This is a genomic window from Amycolatopsis acidicola, assembly GCF_007713735.2.
GTDB classification, from domain to species: Bacteria; Actinomycetota; Actinomycetes; order Mycobacteriales; family Pseudonocardiaceae; genus Amycolatopsis_E; species Amycolatopsis_E acidicola.
On the sequence record NZ_VMNW02000075.1, the window covers coordinates 26,880 to 46,499 of the forward strand.

At 69.7% G+C, this 19,620-nt stretch carries 18 protein-coding genes; 11 read left to right on the plus strand and 7 right to left on the minus strand.

Features of this window, described 5'->3' with window-relative positions:
• Window positions 1–174: 174 nt before the first annotated feature.
• From FPZ12_RS34320 to FPZ12_RS34335, 4 genes are all read right to left on the minus strand, one after another.
• On the minus strand, window positions 175–1,116 hold the full coding sequence (locus tag FPZ12_RS34320) for a sigma-70 family RNA polymerase sigma factor (protein ID WP_144753421.1): 942 nt from the start codon (window positions 1,114–1,116) through the stop codon (window positions 175–177).
• Window positions 1,117–1,182: 66 nt separating this feature from the next.
• Complete coding sequence (ligD, locus tag FPZ12_RS34325) at window positions 1,183–2,112, minus strand: non-homologous end-joining DNA ligase (protein ID WP_144753418.1); 930 nt, start codon at window positions 2,110–2,112, stop codon at window positions 1,183–1,185.
• Between the two features lie 52 nt (window positions 2,113–2,164).
• Complete coding sequence (locus FPZ12_RS34330) at window positions 2,165–2,746, minus strand: TetR/AcrR family transcriptional regulator (protein ID WP_144753415.1); 582 nt, start codon at window positions 2,744–2,746, stop codon at window positions 2,165–2,167.
• Window positions 2,698–3,258, minus strand: a complete 561-nt coding sequence (locus FPZ12_RS34335; RefSeq protein WP_243770186.1) for a GNAT family N-acetyltransferase — start codon at window positions 3,256–3,258, stop codon at window positions 2,698–2,700. The genes FPZ12_RS34330 and FPZ12_RS34335 overlap by 49 nt, the downstream gene beginning before the upstream one ends.
• A gap of 541 nt (window positions 3,259–3,799) precedes the next feature.
• On the opposite strand from FPZ12_RS34335, the gene dinB reads away from it, so the two are divergent.
• On the plus strand, window positions 3,800–4,990 hold the full coding sequence (gene dinB, locus FPZ12_RS34340; RefSeq protein WP_208026119.1) for a DNA polymerase IV: 1,191 nt from the start codon (window positions 3,800–3,802) through the stop codon (window positions 4,988–4,990).
• A gap of 366 nt (window positions 4,991–5,356) precedes the next feature.
• On the opposite strand, the gene FPZ12_RS34345 is transcribed toward dinB, so the two are convergent.
• The 3 genes from FPZ12_RS34345 to FPZ12_RS34355 form a co-directional block, all read right to left on the minus strand.
• Window positions 5,357–5,611 carry a Smr/MutS family protein gene (locus FPZ12_RS34345; protein WP_144753408.1) on the minus strand — a complete coding sequence of 85 codons (255 nt, stop codon included), beginning with the start codon at window positions 5,609–5,611 and terminating at the stop codon, window positions 5,357–5,359.
• Between the two features lie 30 nt (window positions 5,612–5,641).
• Entirely contained in the window at window positions 5,642–6,826 is a 1,185-nt protein-coding gene (locus FPZ12_RS34350; protein ID WP_144753405.1) for an MFS transporter, read from the minus strand.
• Window positions 6,827–6,913: 87 nt separating this feature from the next.
• Complete coding sequence (locus FPZ12_RS34355; RefSeq protein WP_243770187.1) at window positions 6,914–8,701, minus strand: sigma-54-dependent Fis family transcriptional regulator; 1,788 nt, start codon at window positions 8,699–8,701, stop codon at window positions 6,914–6,916.
• Between the two features lie 120 nt (window positions 8,702–8,821).
• On the opposite strand from FPZ12_RS34355, the gene FPZ12_RS34360 reads away from it, so the two are divergent.
• The 10 genes from FPZ12_RS34360 to FPZ12_RS34405 all read left to right on the plus strand — a co-directional run.
• Window positions 8,822–9,055 carry a hypothetical protein gene (locus FPZ12_RS34360; protein WP_144753402.1) on the plus strand — a complete coding sequence of 78 codons (234 nt, stop codon included), beginning with the start codon at window positions 8,822–8,824 and terminating at the stop codon, window positions 9,053–9,055.
• Between the two features lie 129 nt (window positions 9,056–9,184).
• Window positions 9,185–10,837, plus strand: coding sequence for a ferritin family protein (locus FPZ12_RS34365; protein WP_144753400.1), 1,653 nt, complete (start codon window positions 9,185–9,187; stop codon window positions 10,835–10,837).
• A gap of 75 nt (window positions 10,838–10,912) precedes the next feature.
• Entirely contained in the window at window positions 10,913–11,959 is a 1,047-nt protein-coding gene (locus tag FPZ12_RS34370; protein WP_144753396.1) for an FAD-binding oxidoreductase, read from the plus strand.
• Window positions 11,956–13,125 (plus strand): ferritin family protein, encoded by a 1,170-nt coding sequence (locus FPZ12_RS34375; RefSeq protein ID WP_144753393.1) that lies wholly within the window; start codon window positions 11,956–11,958, stop codon window positions 13,123–13,125. Before FPZ12_RS34370 ends, FPZ12_RS34375 begins: the two co-directional genes overlap by 4 nt.
• On the plus strand, window positions 13,122–13,493 hold the full coding sequence (gene mimD, locus FPZ12_RS34380) for a propane 2-monooxygenase effector subunit MimD (RefSeq protein WP_144753390.1): 372 nt from the start codon (window positions 13,122–13,124) through the stop codon (window positions 13,491–13,493). The genes FPZ12_RS34375 and mimD overlap by 4 nt, the downstream gene beginning before the upstream one ends.
• 135 nt (window positions 13,494–13,628) lie before the next feature.
• Window positions 13,629–14,666, plus strand: a complete 1,038-nt coding sequence (locus tag FPZ12_RS34385) for an amidohydrolase family protein (protein WP_144753387.1) — start codon at window positions 13,629–13,631, stop codon at window positions 14,664–14,666.
• The gene (locus tag FPZ12_RS34390; protein WP_144753384.1) at window positions 14,663–15,370 is read left to right on the plus strand and encodes a metal-sulfur cluster assembly factor; all 708 of its coding nucleotides are present in this window, start codon (window positions 14,663–14,665) and stop codon (window positions 15,368–15,370) included. Before FPZ12_RS34385 ends, FPZ12_RS34390 begins: the two co-directional genes overlap by 4 nt.
• Complete coding sequence (locus FPZ12_RS34395; protein ID WP_144753381.1) at window positions 15,367–16,392, plus strand: NAD(P)-dependent alcohol dehydrogenase; 1,026 nt, start codon at window positions 15,367–15,369, stop codon at window positions 16,390–16,392. Before FPZ12_RS34390 ends, FPZ12_RS34395 begins: the two co-directional genes overlap by 4 nt.
• A gap of 12 nt (window positions 16,393–16,404) precedes the next feature.
• Window positions 16,405–18,096: a chaperonin GroEL gene (groL, locus tag FPZ12_RS34400; protein ID WP_150980617.1), complete on the plus strand. Its 1,692-nt coding sequence runs from the start codon at window positions 16,405–16,407 to the stop codon at window positions 18,094–18,096.
• Window positions 18,097–18,424: 328 nt separating this feature from the next.
• A partial coding sequence (locus FPZ12_RS34405; RefSeq protein ID WP_150980620.1) for an HNH endonuclease signature motif containing protein occupies window positions 18,425–19,620 on the plus strand: 1,196 nt, incomplete at its 3' end.

Sequence of the window (19,620 nt, forward strand, 5' to 3'; positions counted from 1 at the left end):
TGATCATCGATGTTACGGTGCGCGGCCGGGCGTGCACAGGAAATCCCGGAAACCCCCGCGGGCGCCGGTTTCTTGTCACGCCGCGACGAAGAACCGGTCGCCGAGCTGTACTTCCCGTCGAAACGACACGAGGCCGCGGCGATCCGCCGCGGCCTCGTCCACAGTGGACTCCGGTCAGCCTGCCAGGTCCAGCAACGACTCCAGCGAGTCCGGCTCGCGCAGCCGGGTCAGCGCTTCGGCCTCCAGCTGCTTCACCTGCGCGCGCCGCAGGCCGACGTGGTCGGCCGTCTGCTGCACGCTGCGCTCACGCCCGTCCACAAGCCCGTACCGCAGCGTGATCACCTTCTTCGCCAGCGGCGGCAGGGTGTCCAGCGTCTCGCCGAGGCCGGCCGTCGCGGCCGCCCGGCCGATCACGTCGCCGACCGGGTCCGCCGGGCCGCCGCCGACCAGGTCGCCCAGCGCCGTCTCGCCGTCGTCGCCGACCGGGGAGTCGAGGCTGACCGTGTCCCGGCCGATGCGCTGCAGCTCCAGCACGCGCTCGACCGACATCGCGGCCGCCTCGGCGAGCTCGGCCGCCGTCGGGTCGTGCGCCTGGTTCAGCCGCAGCGTGCGGTCCACCCGGTCCAGCTTGGCCAGCTGGTCGTAGGTGTGCTCGGGCAGCCGGATGGTGCGGGCCGCGATCGCGGTGCCGCGCTGCATCGCCTGCCGGATCCACCACATCGCGTAGGTGGAGAACTTGTAGCCCTTGGCGTAGTCGAACTTCTCCACGGCACGGATGAGGCCGAGGTTGCCCTCCTGGACCAGGTCCAGCAGCGGCAGCGCGCGGTGCCTGCGCTTGGTCGCCGCGGCGACCACGAGCCGCAGGTTGGCGCGGATCATGTGCTCTTTGGCCTTCGCCCCGTCCTCGGCCACGGCCGCCAGGTCCCGGCGGTCCACCCGAAGCTCCTGCTCCCCGGCATCGGCCCGCCGCAGCAGCTCGGCCGCGTACACCCCGGCCTCGATGCGCTTGGCGAGCTCTACTTCCTCGGTCGCGGTCAGCAGCGGAGTCGCGCCGATCGCGTCCAGGTAGAGGCGGACCGAGTCCGGCTCCTCGGTGAACCGTTCGGTGGTGGTCATGTCGGTATCGCCCCCTTTCGCGGAGATCCGTACGAGTTCAACGACCGGGCAGGCGTCGGAATTCCGCTACTCGAGACCGTCCCGTTCCGCCCACTCCAGCAGGGTGTCCAGCGAAAACGCGGTGTCGTCGATCCCGGCGTGGAGGTCGCCGAGTTCGGCGAAGCGGGCCGGGACGGTGGCGATCGTGCATTCGCGGGGTTCGACGTCGGCCACCTCGTCCCACGTGATCGGCGTCGACACGGTGCCCTCGGGCACCCCGCGCACCGAGTAGGCGCTCGCGATCGTGTGGTCGCGCGCGTTCTGGTTGTAGTCCACGAACAGCAGCTCGGGGTCACGGTCTTTGCGCCACCAGGTGGTGGTCACGTCGTCGGGCGCGCGCCGTTCCACTTCGCGGGCGAAAGCCAGCGCCGCGCGGCGGACTTCGGTGAACCCCCAGCGCGGCTCTATGCGCACGTAGATGTGCAGGCCGTTACCGCCGGAAGTCTTGGGCCAGCCCGTGATGCCCAGGTCGTCGAGCACCTCGTGCGCGACCTCGGCCACCCGGCGCACCCGGCTGAACGGGCACCGGGGCATCGGGTCGAGGTCGATGCGCCACTCGTCGGGCTTCTCGGTGTCGGCGCGGCGGGAGTTCCACGGGTGGAACTCCACGGTGGACATCTGCACCGCCCAGAGCACGCTCGCCGGCTCCGTCACGCACAGCTCGTAGGCGTGCCGGTTGTAGCGCGGGAACTCCACGCGCACCGTCTCCAGCCACGGCGGCGCCCCGTGCGGGATGCGTTTCTGGTGCACCTTTTCGCCGCTCACGCCGGTCGGGTAGCGGTGCAGCATGCAGGGCCGCTCCCGCAGCGCGCGCACGATGCCCTCGCTCACGGACAGGTAGTAGTTCGCCAGGTCGAGCTTGGTTTCACCGCGCGCCGGGAAGTACACCCGGTCCGGATGGGAGATCCGCACCGTCCGGTCGCCGACCTCCAGCTCCACCGCGGAATCCTTCGCCATGTCCCCGAAACTAGCCCGGAACCCGGTTTCCGGCTCGGGGACGAGGGCGCCGCTAGCGTTCGACGGCGGCGTCGAGCATCGGCCGCAGCTCGGTGACCACCGATTCGAGCGGGGCGGTGTCGCGGTGCGCGCGGGCGAGCACGATCGCGCCCTCCAGCGCGCTGATCATCAGCACGGCCAGCGATTCGCTCCGCGCGGCCGGGACTCCCATCTCCCGCAGCGCTTCCGCGGTCGGACGCTGCCAGCCGGTGAACGCCTCGCTCGCCGCGTCCCGCATCCCGTCGCTGACCGCGGCGGTATCCACGGCGACGGCCACCAGCGGGCACCCCATGCTGAACTCGTCCGCGACCAGTTCGTCCCGCCACTGCGCGACCATCGCCGCGAACAGCCGGCCCGGCGTCGGCTCGGCCATCTTCCGGGCGGCGCGGCGCACCCGGCGCGCGGCGTACCCGCCCGCCCAGGCGACGGCCTCGCTCACGAGTTGTTCCTTGCCACCGGGGAAATAGTGCTGCAGCGACCCGCGCGGCGCCTCGGCGTGCGCGACCACGTCGCGCAGCCCGGTGCCGCTGACGCCCTGGGTCCGGATCAGCTGCGCGGCGCTGAACACCATCCGTTCGCGCGGCGATCTGGGCATGGCTCCGCCTCCCTCATGACGGTTGTCATGGTAGCGGGCAGCCGCAGCAGGTAGTCGTCCTGGCCGCGCTCGGCGCCCGGCACGGCCCGGAAACCCTGTGCCCGCAACAGGCTCTTGGCCGGGAGGTTGTCGGCGAGCACGGACGCGTGCACCGTCCAGCCGGGCCAGCGTCCGCTCCGCCAGAGCCCTTCGGCGAGCGCCGTGCCGATGCCCTGGCGCTGCCACGGATCGGCCACCAGCAGGCCCAGGTCGGCTTCTCCCGGGGTCCGGCGCGCGAGGTTCGCGAGCCCGGCGGGGACGCCGCCCGCGAGCGCGAGCACGGCCGCCCCTTCCGGCGGGCCGGCCAGCAGGTACCGCTGGTAGCGGTCGAGCACGTCGAGCGGGTCGGGAGTGCCGCCGAGGAAGAACCTCCGGCCCAGACTGGCGCCGGAACAGGCGAGCACGACCCTGGCGAGCAGCGCCCGGTCGGCGGTCGTGCCCGCCAGCTCCCGGAACTCCATGACGAGTGTCATAACACGGTTCTACCGCGCCACGGGGGTCCTCCGCACTATGACAGCTGTCATGAACCGGTTCAGCGCGTCATTCCCGGCCCCGCACGATGGTCGGCTCGAACTCCGCCTCGTCCCACCGGGGCTCTTCGGGGTCCTCGGGCCACGGTTCTTCGAGCGGGCCGGGGTTTCTGGGTTCCACGATGTCCATGATCATTTCCTTACCGCGCGGAGGCACGACGAAACGGGATTGCCTCGTGGCGCGCCGGAAAACACCCCGGACCGGGGGATGCCGCGGGAGGGTGAACCGGTGCGTGACCGGCCTAGTCCACGGGACAGGGAGTCGTGAAACTAGGCCGGTTCCCACAGCGCTTTGCTTGCACCGGTGGAGGCCTTCGGAACCGCGACCGTCTGGGAACCGGAGGGCCGGGCCACGTCCCAGACCCGGGTGCGGGCCGTGGCTTGCCTCAAAGGGTGGCGTGGCCGGGGCGTGCCCAGTAGGGCCGAAAGCCCCTGAATCTCCGCGGCGCCCGGAATTGTCGGTGGGCGATGCGAACATGTGTTCGTGAGCCTCGAAGGACCGATCCTGCACGCCGACCTCGACGCGTTCTACGCGTCGGTGGAGCAGCGTGACGATCCCGCGCTGCGTGGGCGCCCGGTGATCGTCGGCGGCGGGGTGGTGCTGGCGGCCAGCTACGAGGCGAAAGCCTGCGGGGTGCGCACCGCGATGGGAGGCGGCCTGGCGCGGCGGATGTGCCCGCAGGCCATCGTCGTGCCGCCGCGCATGGCCGCGTACAGCGAGGCGAGCCGCGCGGTGTTCGGCGTGTTCGAGCGGACCACGCCGCTCGTGGAGGGCATCTCGATCGACGAGGCGTTCCTCGACGTCGGGGGCCTGGCGCGGATTTCCGGGACACCGGCGCGGATCGCGGCCGTGCTGCGGCGTGAGGTGGCCGAGCAGGTCGGGCTGCCGATCACGGTGGGCGTGGCGCGGACGAAGTTCCTGGCGAAGGTGGCCAGCGGGGTCGCGAAGCCGGACGGGCTGCTGGTCGTGCCGCATGACGGGGAGCTGGCGTTCCTGCATCCGCTGCCGGTGGAGCGGTTGTGGGGCGTGGGCGAGGTGACGTCGGGCAAACTCCGGCGGCGCGGGGTGCGCACGGTCGGGGAGGTCGCCGCGCTGGGGGAGGCCACGCTGGTGTCGATCCTCGGGCGCGGCGCGGGCAGGCACCTGCATGCCTTGGCGCACAACCATGATCCGCGCCCGGTGCAGCCCGGCAAACGGCGGCGGTCGATGGGCGCGCAGCGGGCGCTCGGGCGTGGCCGGCGTAGTCCCGCGGAGCTGGACGAGATCCTGGCCGGGCTGGTGGACAAGCTGGCCCGCCGGCTGCGGTCGGCGGGCCGGGTCTGCCGCACGGTCACGATCCGCCTGCGCTTCGCCGATTTCACCCGCGCCACGCGCTCGCACACGCTCCGCGGCGCCACCGACAGCACGGAAGCGATCCTCGCCGCGGCACGGGAACTGCTGCGCGCGGCCGGGCCGCTGATCGAGGACTCGGGGCTGACCCTGCTCGGCGTCGCACTGTCCAATCTGGACTCGCACGGGGCGGTCCAGCTGGCGCTGCCCTTCGACGGCCCGGACACCACGGTGCTGGACGAAACCCTGGACTCGGTGCGCGACAGGTTCGGCGCCAAGGCGGTCACCCGCGCGATGCTGCTGCACCAGGAGGACAGGCCGAGCCTGCCCCTGCTGCCGGACTGAGCCCAGTGTCAGCGGCGCGGGCGAACTGCCGGGCGCGGCGCGGGTCCCGGTTTGCGCCTGGGGTTCGCGGCGTAGTGCTCGGCCATGGACTTGATCCAGTGGTCGGCGCGGCGAACCGGCGGGCATCGATCATCTCCGGCAGCGAGGCGACGTCGCTCGACTCGGGGGTAGGAGAGCGCCTCCGCCGCGTCCCAGCCCGTCACCGCGTGACCGGCCGCGGCCCGGGGCCTTGCCCGGTCGCCGAACGGCCCTCAAGCGGCCGGTGCTCGGACCCCAGGACTATCCCCGGATTCCACGCGAAGACGGTGGAAAAAAGTCACCCCTGGCGCGCCCCCAACCGGTAGCGAGCCTGCCGGAAAGCCCGGCTTACCTCAAATGCACCAGCACTTTCCCGTCGTTGCCGGGCGCCAGCTCCACGCGCTTGTACAGCTTCTTCAGGTGGGGCTGCTTCAGCGTGGCGAGCACCCGGTCCCTGAGCTTTCCGGAACCCTTCCCCGGAATGATCTCCAGCAACGGCACCTTCTGGCCCGCCGCGCGGAACAGGCCGTTGCGCACCGCGGTGTCGATGTCCCGGTCACTGCGGTAGACCGGGTGCAGATCCACGGTCAGCTTCTCCGGCAACGACGCTCCTCGGTAGGGAAACCCAGGCGGTCAGCCTACCGGCACCGCCACCCGCGCCCGCCGGAAGGACACCGCCCAAACCCCCAGCCCCACCAAGGGAAGCGCGGCCCCGAAGAGCGTCGCGCCCGGCCAGCCCGCCGCGTCGTACAGCGTGCCGGCGATGGCGGACGCCAGGGCCCCGCCGACGAAGATCGTGGTCATGAAGACCGTGTTGATCCGCGCCCGCGCATCCGCCCGCAGGCCGTAGATCTCCCGCTGGCTGAACACCTGGTGCCCCTGCACGGCCAGGTCCAGCACCACCCCCGCGACGGCGAGCACCACCAGGCTGCGCGACCCGAGGTCGGCCACCACCAGCGCCACCGTCGCCAGCGCGAGCGCCACGCCGCTGCCGATCGCGCCATGGCCGCGGTCGCCGAGCCGCCCGGCCAGCGGGGCGGCCGCCGCGCCACCGGCGCCGACGAGCGCGAACACGCCGATCCCGGTCTGCGAAAGCCCGTGCTCCTTCGTCAGCTCGAACGCGATCGACGTCCAGAACGCGGAAAACGCCCCGAACATCAACGCCTGGCACACCGCCCGCCGCCGCAGCGCCGGTTCCTCCCGGACGAGCGTGAGGATCGAGCGCATCAGCTGCGGGTAGCCGGCCGTGTGCGTCGGCGCGAGGCTCGGCAGCAGCCGCCGGACGGCGACGGCCACCAGCACCATCAGCACGGCCGAAACGAGGTAGATCGTCCGCCAGCCCCAGGCACCCGCGACGAAGCTGGACACCGTCCGCGCGAGCAGGATGCCCAGCAGCAGCCCGGTCATCACGGTGCCGACGAACCGGCCCCGCTGCTCCTCCGGCGCCAGATGCGCGGCGAACGGGATCAGGATCTGGGCGACGACCGACGTCAGTCCGATGAGGACGGACGCGGCGAGGAAAAGCCCGAAGCCAGGGGAGATCCCGGCCACCACGAGCGCCAGCGCGGTGAACACCAGCGTGCGCGACGAGAGCTTCCGGTTCTCCAGCAGATCACCCAGCGGCATCAGCAGCGCCAGCCCCGCCGCGTACCCCAGCTGCGTCAGCGTGACCACCAGCGCCGCGCTGCCGCGGCTGACGGAGAACGCCGACGAGATCTCGTCCAGCAGTGGCTGCGGGTAGTACAGGTTCGCCACCGTCGCCCCGCAGGCGAACGCCAGGACCACCATCACCAGCCGCAGACCGCGCGCGTGCGCCATGCCCCTCCCCGGTTGTCGCCGACAACCGGAACCGACGCGGCGCACCCCCTCCCGCATTCCCGCGGGTGGCGGCACTCACAGCGAAGATCAGTGATCTGGGGTGACTATGCCGTATTCGTGAATTTTGCGGTAGATGGTCGCGCGCGAGATGCCCAGCAGCTTGGCGGCGCGCAGCTTGTTGCCGTCGGCGTCTTCGAGACTGCGCACGATCGCGTCCCGCTCCACGGTCTCGAACCGGTTCAGCGGGCGGCGGGTGAACGTGTGGTACTCGGCGGGCAGGTCCACCGGCAGCACGGTGCCGGTGCGCCGCCGCTTGCTCACCTGCTTGAGCACCCGGTACAGCTGCGCCACGTTGCCCGGCCAGCTCGCCCGCATCAGCAGGTGCAGCGCGGCGGGGGAGCAGGTCAGCCCGGTGGAGAGCCTGCTGAGGAACAACGGCACCAGATCGGCGAGGTCTTCGGCGTGCCCGCGCAGCGGGGGCACGACGACGGTGCGCGGGAAGAAGGCCAGCAGCCCGGCCAGTTCCGGGTCGGCGTCGGAGCGCAGGGTGAGCGCGACCCACGGCGCGTGGGCGTCGTCCCGCACCTCTTCGAGCGCGGCGGCCAGATCCCGCACGCCCTCCGGCGGCAGCCGGTCGACGTGCCGGATCACCAGCGAATCCGGGGGATCCTCGATCAGTTCGCGCCGCAGGTCCCGCATCTCCTCGGCGCGCGCCGCGTCGAGCACGTGCAGCCGCCCCGCCGGATGACGCCGCTGGTGCACCCCGCGCGCCAGCGTGTACTTGCCCGTGCCCGGCTCGCCCGCCAGCACCACCCATTCCCGCCGCGCGAAACTGCGGTCGAGGTCGTGCCCGCAGCGCAGCCACGGCGGCGCCGAGCCGACGACGCCGGGCAGGAACATCGGCAGCATCGGCAGTGAGGTTTCGCCGGTCTCCGCTTCGGGTTCGAGAAGTTTCACCGAAAGCACGCCGCCCGCGACGTTGCCCTCGCGGTGCCCGTTGACCCGCCGGCAGTACAGCTTTCCCTTGCTGCCACTGGAGAGCGTGATCGTCGCCGTGGCACGGCGGGCGGCCGCCAGCTCCTCGCGGGCCCGGCCGAGCAGCACCGTCTGGTCGGCGGGGTCGAGCAGCTGCCGCGCGCAGTCGTTCATCATCACGATGTCGTCGTTGAACGCCATCACGATCCCGGTGGTGCGGCGGCAGGCCTGCAGATAAGCCTGGAACAGCACCAGTTCGCGCAGGTTGCTGTGCGTCAGCAGGGCCTGGCGGATCTGCTCGGCCGTCGTCCGCGCGAGCGCCACGAGCAGCCCGCCCGCGTCCTTGCGCCAGCACGTGAGGTCCACCGCGCCGATGGTCTTGCCGGAGATCGGGTGCTGGATCGGGACGCCCGCGCAGGCCAGGTTCTCCAGGTGCTCGGCGTAGTGCTCGTGCCCGAACACGTAGGTGGGGCGGCCGTCCTCCAGCGCGGTGCCGATGCCGTTGGTGCCGACGAACCGCTCGCCGTAGCTGTAGCCGGGCACCAGTTCGACGCGCTCCAGATGCCGGTGCAGGTCGCTGTCGCCGGTGCGCTGGCTGAGCACCACGCCGGTCGGGTCGGTGATGATCAGGCTGATCGGCTGGCCCTCGAGCTGGTCGCCGAGCCGCTCCAGCACCGGGGCCGCGCCGCGCAGCATCGGGGTGTCGAGGTTCTGCTCGCCGGAGTAGGGCAGATCGATGTGGTCCGCGGGCACCTCGAACTCGCGGGAACGCCACCACGACGCCAGGATCGCGTCGCGGACCTGGTCCGGCTCGACGGTCTCCGCGGTCAGGAATCGTTCGCGCGTGCGGGCGAGCCCCTCGTCGTCCGGAAGGATCATGCGCCGTGGTGCGATCTCCATCAGAACGGCCTCCAGCTCGCCACGTCCTTGTGCCGCCGGTCACAGCCTAGGCCAGTCGGCCCAGCGATCGTGTCTCAAATTGAGACACGCCCCGCGCCGCGGCGGCGGTCTGATGGGGACATGGCCGAGAACGAGACGTACAACCCGTGGACCGTGGTCAACGTGGTGTTCCGGCACCTGGCCGAGCAGGGGCTGCATCCGGAGTTCGGCGACGGCGGCCATCCGGGTGAGCCCGCCGCGGCGTTGCTGCGGGCGCTCGGCATCACGCCGGCGCCCGAGGGCGATTCCCGGCTGTGGCAGGAGAACCAGGACAAGCTCGCCGAACTGCGCCGCACGATGCTCGGGGACGAATGAGCCGAACCCCGTGTCTCATATTGAGACCCGCGTCGCCCCTGCCGGGGCATGTAATTCCGGGGTAGGACGAGCGCCCCACGCACGGACGAACGCGCCACCCCGGCACTGGACGACACAGTAGGAGCCGATATGAGCCGCCAGAGTGTGGCGAAAGCCCACCAGAAGATTCAGGAACTCTCCTGGGAGCCGGCGTATCACGAGCCGGTCTCCCAGTACGGGACGGACTACACGTTCCAGAAGGCCAAGAAGAAGGACCCGCTCAAGCAGGTGCTGCGGTCGTACTTCCCGATGCAGGAGGAAAAGGACCACCGGGTGTACGGCGCCGAGGACGGCGCCATCCGCGGCAACATGTTCCGCCAGGTCCAGGAACGCTGGCTGGAGTGGCAGAAGCTGTTCCTCTCGATCATCCCGCTGCCGGAGATCTCCGCGGCGCGGGCGATGCCGCTGCTGTTCCGCACGGTGCCCAACCCGGAGCTGCACAACGGCCAGGCGATCCAGATGATCGACGAGGTCCGCCACTCCACGATCCAGCAGAACCTCAAGCGCCTGTACATGAACAACTACATCGACCCCGCCGGGTTCAACTCGAGCCTGCGCAACTTCCAGAACGACTACTGCGGCACGATCGGCCGCCAGTTCGCGGAGGGGTTCATCACCGGGGACGCGATCACCGCGGCGAGCATCTACCTGACCATCGTCGCGGAAACCGCGTTCACCAACACCTTGTTCGTCGCGATGCCCGCGGAGGCCGCCGCCAACGGCGACTACCTGCTGCCGACGGTGTTCCACTCGGTGCAGTCGGACGAGTCGCGGCACATCTCCAACGGTTACGCCACGCTGCTGATGGCGCTGTCCGACGAGAGCAACCACCAGCTGCTGGCCCGCGACCTGCGGTACGCGTGGTGGAACAACCACGCGGTCGTCGACGCCGCGATCGGCACCTTCATCGAGTACGGCACGAAGGACCGCCGCAAGGACCGTGAGTCCTACGCGGAGATGTGGCGCCGGTGGATCTACGACGACTACTACCGCAGTTACCTCGTGCCACTGGAGAAGTACGGCCTGGAGATCCCGCACGACCTGATCGAGGAGGCGTGGAACCGGATCTGGAACAAGGGCTACGTGCACGAGGTCGCGCAGTTCTTCGCCACCGGATGGCTCGCCAACTACTGGCGGATCGACCCGATGACCGACGAGGACTTCGAGTGGTTCGAGTTCAAGTACCCGGGCTGGTACGACAAGTACGGCAAGTGGTGGGAGAACTACAACCGGCTTTCGAAGCCGAACGGGCATCACCCGATCGTCGCCGAGAACGTGGACTACGTGTACCCCCACCGCTGCTGGACGTGCATGGTGCCGTGCCTCATCCGCGAGGACATGGTGGTGGACAAGGTGGACGGGCAGTGGCGCACCTACTGCTCGGAGACCTGCCGCTGGACCGACGCGGAGGCGTTCCGCCCGGTCTACCAGGGCCGGAGCACCCCGAACATGGGCCAGCTGATCGGGGCCCGGGAGTGGGAGACCCTGTACCACGGCTGGAACTGGGCCGATGTGGTGGCGGACATGGGCTTCGTCCGCGACGACGGCAAGACCATGGTCGCCCAGCCGCATCTGGACCTCGACCCCAAGCACATGTGGACGCTGGACCACCTCCGCCGGATGCCCGAGGTGCAGAGCCCGAACGTGCTGCTGAACCAGATGAGCGACGAGGAGCGCGCCGCCTTCGTCGCCGACTACAACCGGCAGGGCCCCGCGGGCCGTCCCGCGCCCGCGACCAGCTGACCGGTGTGCCGGGAGGGCTCCAGCAGCCGGGGCCCTCCCCGTGCCGGCCCGGACCGACTGCGACGAGGGAGCTTCATGGGAGACAAGCACTTGGTCCGGTTCGAACCGGTCGGCATCGAGATCGACGCCGACGAGGACCAGACGATCCTGCGGGCCGCGGCCGAGCAGGGCGTGATGCTCATGCACGGCTGCAAGGAGGGCCAATGCGCCTCCTGCAAGTCGTTCATCCTCGAAGGCGACGACGTCGAGCACGACCGGTACTCCACGTTCGCGCTGCCCGACTTCGAGAAGGAGGAGGGGTACACGCTGCTGTGCCGGGCGCACGCGTACGAGGACCTCACCATCGAACTGCTCAACTACGACGAGGAGATGATCCACTCCGGGCTGCCGATCCAGCAGGCGGTGGCCGAGGTCGTGGCCAACGAGCCCGTCACGCACGACATCCGGCGCCTCGTCGTGCGCCTCGTGGAGCCGGCGTCGCTGAAGTTCTTTCCCGGGCAGTACCTGGACTTCGCGGTGCCGGGCTCGGGGGACTCGCGGTCGTTCTCGATGGCGAACACCTCCAGCCGGGACGACGGGAAACTCGAGTTCGTCATCAAGATCTATCCCGGCGGGCTGTTCTCCGAGTTCCTCGACACCCGCGTCCGGATCGGCGACCGCCTCGACGTGACCGGGCCGTTCGGAGTGTTCACGCTGCGGGACGCCCCGGACAAGGACCTGTTGTTCGTCGGCGGCGGGGCCGGGATGGCGCCGATACTGGCGCTGCTGCGCTCGATGGCCGAACGCGGGATCGAGCGCAAGGCCACCTACTACTACGGCGCACGGAAACTTCGCGACCTCTGCTTCGAGGAAGAACTCCGTGCGCTGGAAGGGAAACTGGCCCACTTCCGGTACGTACCGGCACTGTCCGAACCGGACGGTGAGGACTGGGACGGGGAGACCGGGCTGATCACCGACGTGCTGCGGCGGTGCGAGCCCGAGCTGGCCGGGGCCGACGCGTACGTGTGCGGGCCGCCGCCGATGGTGGAGGCGGCCCTGGAACTGCTGCCCGCCTTGGGCGTGGCGGAGAAGCGCATTTTCTACGACAAGTTCACGACAACGGGCGAAGGGCAGAACTCATGACCGCCACCCAAGAACGCAGTGTGCCCAAGCCGGTGTTCACCGACGCCGAGGCGGGCGCCAAGGTGTTCCCCGATTCGCAGCTGCGCCGGTTCAACTACTTCAACCCGGCCAAACGCAAGCAGAGCCACTACGAGGACGTCACCGTCGAGGTGCAGCCCGATCCGCGGCACTACCTTTCGCAGGGCTGGCTCTACGGCTTCGCCGACGGCCGGGGCGGCTATCCGCTGGAGTGGACGAAGCTCAAGGCCTGGGGCAGCGACCGCCCCGTCCCCGAACGCAGCCCCGGTTCAGGCGGCAAGGGCTACGACTGGCCGGCGCTGGGCTGGCACGAGTTCCGTGACCCCAACGAGGAATGGGAGCTGACGCTCTACCGCTACAACGCCAACGTGGTGCGCCAGCTCAACCAGAACATCGACGCGGCACGGCAGTCGAAGGCGTTCTCGCAGTGGAACCGCAACTGGGTGCAGTTCGTCGCCCAGCACGTGGGGGCGTGGATGCACGTGGACCACGGACTCGGCCTCTACCTGTACGCCAACGCGAACCGCCGCGCGCCGACGAACATGCACAACAACGCGATCTCGGTGAACAGCATGCACCGGATCCGCGCGGCGCAGGACCTCGCGCTGTACAACCTGACCCTCACCGAGGAGATCGAGGGCTTCGACGGCACCGCGCACCTGCGGACGTGGAACGAGGACCCGGCGTGGCAGGGCGTGCGGGAGACCGCCGAGCAGCTCACCGCGATCGACGACTGGTGCGAGGCGATCTTCGCGGCCAACGTGGTGTTCGAGCCCCTGGTGGGCGAGCTGTTCCGCAGCAACCTGGTGCAGCAGGCGGCGCCGGCCAACGGCGACTTCGTCACCCCGACCCTCATCGGCGCCGAGGAGTTCGACTTCTCCGAGCGGGACCTGCGCTACACGCGCGCGATGTTCGAACTGCTGGTGCACGACAAGGAGTTCGCCGGCCACAACCGGCAGCTGCTGCAGCAGTGGCTCTCCGACTGGGTGCCGCGCTGCATCGCCGCCGCGCGCACGCTGCAGCCGCTGTGGTCGCAGCCGGACGCCAAGCCCCCGCGCTTCGAAGACGGTCTCGACCGCGCGAAGAGCCGCTTCAGCGGCATCCTGTCCGATCTGGGTCTGGAAACACCGAAGGAGCTGGCGCAGTGACCACGTTCAAAACGGCGGAAAGCCCCTACAAGTCCGACAACACCGCCTCGAACATGTGCGGGTTCACCCTGATGAACAACCAGGTGGGCGTGATCGTGGCCGAGGTGGTCGGGAAGCTCGACAACGTCGACGTCACCCCGCTGCCCTCGATGATCCGCGTCGACGGCAAGGGCCGCTTCGACCTGATCTACGCCGACGTGGACGAGGCCGCCGGTGAGGAGGAGGGCTGGTTCAACGCGGCGGAGTTCGAGGAGAGCATGTCCACCCACTACGGGCGCATGGTGCACCTCGACGACCGCACGATCATGTTCGCCAACCCCGAGGACGCCGCGGAGTACCTGGACTTCGACCTCAAGCCGATCCGCTGAGAGAACAGGGGATGTGACGTGCGTGGCGGTGCGGGTGGCGGAACCTGAGGCGGCCTCTCAACCCGCGGCGGCGCGAGTTGCCGGCCCACAGCAAGCGGCTCCGCCGCTTCACAAGATCACCGAAGGGACTGGAGAATGTACGAAAAGGACGGTGAGCGCTACTTCGTCGTCGACGGGCACACGCATTTCTGGGACGCGAGCCCGGACAACTGGGTGCCGGGGCAGGAGGAGTACGCGAAGGGCTGGATCGAGTGCTTCCACGCCTACCAGGGCCTCGGCCCGGCCGAGACGCACTGGCCGATCGACCGGTTCCAGAAGTACTCCGAGGAACTGATGATGCACGACCTGTTCGAGGTCGGCCACGTGGACAAGGCGATCTTCCAGCCGACGAACCTGCGCCAGTGGTACACCAACGGGTTCAACACCACCGAGTCCGACGGCGCGATGGCCGAGCGGCACCCGGGGAAGTTCCTCGTCAACACCACGTTCGACCCCCGCGAGGGCGACGCCGGGATGCGCGCCTTCGAGGAGCGGGTGAAGCGGTACAACTGCAAGGGAGTCAAGCTCTACACGGCCGAATGGCGCGGGGACTCGCGCGGCTGGAGCCTCAAGTCACCGGAAGCCTCGCGGTACCTGGAGAAGTGCGAGCAACTGGGCGTCAAGAACATCCACATCCACAAGGGCCCGACGATCTGGCCACTGGACAAGGACGCCTTCGATGTGTCCGATGTGGACTATGTGGCGACCAACTTCCAGGGCCTGAACTTCATCGTCGAGCACGTGGGCCTGCCGCGGATCGAGGACTTCTGCTTCATGGCCACCCAGGAGCGCAACGTCTACGCGGGCCTGGCGGTCGTGGTGGGCGGGCTGATGCACGCCCGGCCGAAGTTCTTCGCGAAGGTGATGGGCGAGCTGATGTTCTGGCTCGGCGAGGACAAGCTCCTCTTCGGCGCGGACTACGCGATCTGGGAACCCAAGTGGCAGGTGGAAGGGTTCGTCGACTGGAACATGCCCGGCGACGACGAGCTGTCGGACTTCCCGCCGCTGACGGTCGCCCAGAAGAAGAAGATCCTCGGCCTGAACGCGGCCCGGCTCTACGACATCGAAGTGCCGGCCGAACTGCGGCTGGAGGCACCGGGATCCGCCGAGCCGGTCGGCGCGGCGGGATCGTGACCACGGTGGAAGCCGGCCGGACGGCGGCGGCCGTCTGGTCGGCTCTCGGCACGGTGCGGGACCCGGAGCTCGACGAACCGTTGACGGACCTGGGTTTCGTGTCGCGGGCGGAGGTGGACGAGGCCGGCAGAGCCGTGGTGCGGCTGCGGCTGCCGACCTACTTCTGCGCGCCGAACTTCGCGTTCCTGATGGTGGCGGACGCCTACGACGCGGTATCGGCGGTACCCGGCGTGGCCGAAGCCGAAGTGGAGCTGGAGGACCACTTCGCCGCCGGGGCGATCAACCGGGGCGTGGCCGCGCGCGCCGGTTTCGTCGCGTCTTTCGAGGGTGAAGCGGTGGACGAGCTGGACACCCTGCGCACGGACTTCGTGCGCAAGGCGGTACTCGCGGGCACGGACAGGGTTTGCCGCGGGCTGCTCGCCGCCGGGACACCGCGGGAGAGGCTGGGCTCGCTGACGCTCGGCGACGTCCCCGCCGGGGCGGAGCTGGAGCGCCTGCGGGCCCGCCGCCGCGAAATCGGGCTGCCGGCGGGGGATCGCGATCCGCTGCTCGTCGACGCCGTCACGGGCGCGCCCGTCCCGTCCGGCGCGCTCGACCGCCACCTGCGTTTCGCGCGGCTGACCCGGACCAGCCAGGAGGCGAACTCCGGGGTCTGCCGCGGCATGCTGCTCGCGCGTTACCCGACAAAGGAGGGCACGGGATGAAGGCCGTCCGGCTGCACGAATACCACCGCCAACCCACCGTCGAAGAGGTGCCGGAGCCCAGCGCGAAGGAGCCCTTCGACGTGGTCGTCAAGATCGGCGGCGCCGGGGTGTGCCGCACCGATCTGCACATCATCGAACAGCAGTGGGCGGAGAAGTCCGGGGTCACGCTGCCTTACACCATCGGGCACGAGAACGCGGGCTGGGTGCACGAAGTCGGCTCCGCGGTGTCCAATGTGGAGCCCGGCGACACGGTGATCCTGCACCCGACGCCGACCTGCGGGCTCTGCCACGCGTGCCGCGCGGGCGACGACATGCACTGCACGAACAACGCCTTCCCCGGCATCGACTGCGACGGCGGCATGGCCGAGTACCTGCTCACCTCGGCGCGCGCGTGCATCAAGCTCGACCCGGCCACGCAGCCCGCCGACGTGGCGGCGCTCGCGGACGCCGGGATCACCGCGTACCACGCCGTGCGCAAGGCGGTTCCGTTGCTGTACCCGGGAACCGTGTGCGTGGTCAACGGCGCGGGCGGGCTCGGGCACATCGGCATCCAGTCGCTACGCGCGCTGACCGCGACGAAGGTCGTCGTCGTGGACCGGAACGCCGAGGCCCTGAAACTGGCCGAACAGCTGGGCGCGGACGAAACCGTGCTGGCGGACGGGAAACACGTCGAGGCCGTCCTCGACCTGACCGGCGGCAACGGGGCCGAGGTCGTCCTCGACTTCGTGGCCGAACAGGGCGCGCAGCAGGACGCGTTCGCGATGACCCGCCGGGGCGGCTCGCATTTCGTGATCGGCTACGGCGGAAACATCGACATCCCCACGATCGACATCATCTCCACCGAACGCAACGTGGTGGGGAACCTGGTCGGCACCTACAACGATCTCGTGGAGCTGATGGTGCTCGCCGAATCGGGCAGAGTCACCCTGCACACCCGGAAGTACCCGCTGGACGCCGCGCTCGACGCGCTGGCCGATCTCGACGCCGGCCGGGTCCGCGGCCGCGCGATCCTCACGCCGTAGGGAGCACTCACGATGGCCAAGGAACTGCGTTTCGGCGCCGACGCCCGCGAACTGCTGCTGTCCGGGGTGGACAAACTCGCCGAAGCCGTGAAGTCGACGCTGGGCCCCAAGGGGCGCAACGTGATCATCGAGAAGATCACCGGTTCGCCGGTGGTGACCAACGACGGCGTCACCATCGCGCGCGAGATCCACCTGAAGGACCAGTTCGAGAACATGGGCGCGCAGCTGGTCAAGGAGGCCGCGATCAAGACCAACGACGTGGTGGGCGACGGCACCACCACGGCGACGGTGCTGGCGCAGGCCATCGTGCGGGAAGGGATGCGGGCGATCGGCCGGGGCGGCAACCCGGTGCTGGTGAAACGCGGTATCGACCACGCCGTCGCGCGGCTGGTCGAGCACCTGGAGAAGGCGGCGCACCCGGTGGTCACCGAGCAGGACTACGCCCGGGTCGCCGCCATCTCCGCCAACGACGACGACGCGGTCGGCGCGGTGATCGCCAAGGCACTGCACACGGTGGGCGACGGCGGCGTGGTGACCGTGGAGGAGTCGCCGCGGATCGGGATGTCGGTGGATTTCGTCGAGGGCTTCGAGTTCGACAACGGGTACCTTTCGCCTTATCTGGTCACGGATCCGGGCAGGCTGGAGGCGGTGCTGGACGATCCGTACATCCTGATGTGCGCGGAGAAGGTGACCAGTGTCCAGCAGCTGATGCCGGTGCTGGACAAGATCATGCGCGCGCCGCGGCCGCTGGTGCTGATCGCCGAGACGGTCGAGGGTTCGGCGCTGAGCATGCTGGTGCACAACCAGGTCAACGGGACGTTCCAGTCGGTGGCCGTGCGGGCGCCCGGGTTCGGGGACCGGCGGTTGCACAAACTGGAGGATCTCGCCGCTGTCGTCGGCGGCAAGGTGCTGTCCCGGCACGCGTCGTTCACGCTGGAGACGATGACGCTGGAGCACCTGGGACGCGCGCGGCAGGTGCGCGTGGACGAGAACAAGACCACGATCGTCGGCGGTTCCGGCCCGGCGTCGGCGGTGGAGTTCCGGGTCAACCAGCTGCGCGCGGAGTTGGAGCGCGCGCAGTTCGGCATCGACGAGGACGTGCTGACCGAGCGGATCGGCGCGCTGACCGGGAAAGTCGCGATGATCAAGGTCGGCGCGCCCACGCCGGCGGAGCTGAAGGAGCTCCAGCACCGGGTCGAGGACGCCCTGTCGGCCACCCGCGCGGCGATGGCGGAGGGCATCGTCGCCGGTGGGGGCGCGGCACTGCTGCACGCGGAGAAAGTGTTGTCGGGACTGGGTTTGGAAGGCGACTACGCGACAGGCGCGGACATCGTGCGGCGCACGCTCGCGGAGCCCGCGCGCCTCATCGCCCAGAACGCGGGCTACCCGGCGGAGGAGGTCGTGGAGCGCACGCGCGGACTGGACGACGACGAGGGGTTCGACGCGCTGCTGGACCGGTACGGGAACATGATCGAGATGGGCATCATCGACCCGCTGCGGGTGTGCCGTTCGGCGCTGCAGAACGGGGCATCCGTCGCGGGGCTGTTGCTGACCACGAACTCCCTGATCGCCGAGGAACAGACCCCGTGGGGCGGAAGCCCCGCGTTGATGACCGAATACGGCCCGCTGGACGAAGGACTGCACCAGCCCTCGCCGGACGCCAGTACGCCCCAGTCGCTGGGGCTCGGTCCTTCGGTGGGGTGACGCCTTTGGTGTTGGTTGCGTTGGGGGCGCGGGGTGCGTTGGGGCAGCGGGTTGCGTTGCGGCAGCAACGGACGCGCGTGGCCGCGCTGTGTGCACCCCTCCACCGCCCCGATCTGTGAGTGTTCGCGATCTTGTCGCTGCGTCAAGGCGGGAAAGAGTACCTTGACCCAGCGCCAAGATCGCAAGAGCAGGCTGGGGATCGGGGCGGTGGAGGGGTGTGGTCGGTGGGTGTTCCCCGGCTTGTGTCGCCGGGTGTCGGTGTTTATGTCGGTGTTTATGCAGCCTAAAGTGTGAAAACAAACGTTCGATACCGCGGTATGATCGTGTTGTGATCACCACTCCCGTTCTCGTGTCCCGTTCCGTGTCGGCGTTGTCCGGTGTGGAGCTGCTGGATGCGTTGCGGGAGAACGAGATCCGGCGCCGTCAGGCGTATGGCGAGTCGTTGGGGTTGATCGCGGAGATTGATGCGCGTGGTCTGGCTGGACCTCTGGGGTATCGGGATACTGCGGCGCTGGTGCGGGAAATGTTCGCCCTCAATCCGGCCGATGCGCGCCGCATGGTCACTCATGCCCGTGCGTTGAATGCCGGGGTGTCGCCCTCGGGTGCGCGGATCGAGGCCGCGTTGCCCCGGGTCGCCGACGCGTTGGCTGAGGGGGCGATCGGGCCGGAGCAGGTGGAGACCATCCATGCCGCCGTCCACGCACTTCCTGCGACCGCGTCGACCGACGACCGTGCCGTGGCCGAGAAGATCCTGTGCGAGGCCGCCAGTGTGAGTGAACCCCGCATCGTCGCCCGCCTCGGCCGCGAAATCGCCCAACGCCTCGACCCCGACGGGCACCAACCCGACGATCAAGACCCGGCCCGCCCGCAACGGCGCCTCGATATCACCGAACGCCACAACGGTGGTATCACCGGCAGCTTTGACCTCGACACCGAAACCGGCGCCCTCCTGACCACCCTGCTCTCACCCCTGACCACACCCCGCGCCAGCGACGACGGCCCCGACCTACGCACCCCGTCCGAACGTCGCGGGGATGCGTTCGCCGACATCCTGCGCCTGGCCGCGCACAGCCCCGACATCCCCACCGAAGCCGGAGAACCCGCCACCCTCCTGGTCAGCGTCACCCTCGACCAACTCACCACCGGCCTCGGCCACGGCCTGCTCGACGGCTACGAAACCCTCTCCGCCGCCCACATCCGCCGCATGGCCTGCGACGCGAAGATCGTGCCCGTCGTCCTCGGCGCGCACAGTGAAACCCTCGACATCGGCCGCGCCACCCGCATCGTCCCCCGCCGCATCCGCCGCGCCCTCATCCGCCGCGACAAAGGCTGCACCTTCCCCTCCTGCGCCCGCAAAGCCAAATGGACCCAAGCCCACCACATCATCCCCTGGGCACAGGGCGGGCCCACGTCACTGGCGAACCTCACCTTGCTGTGCAGCCACCATCACCATGTCCTGCACCGCACCCCATGGCGCATCCGCATGATCCACGGACACCCGTGGTACCTCCCACCCACCCACAT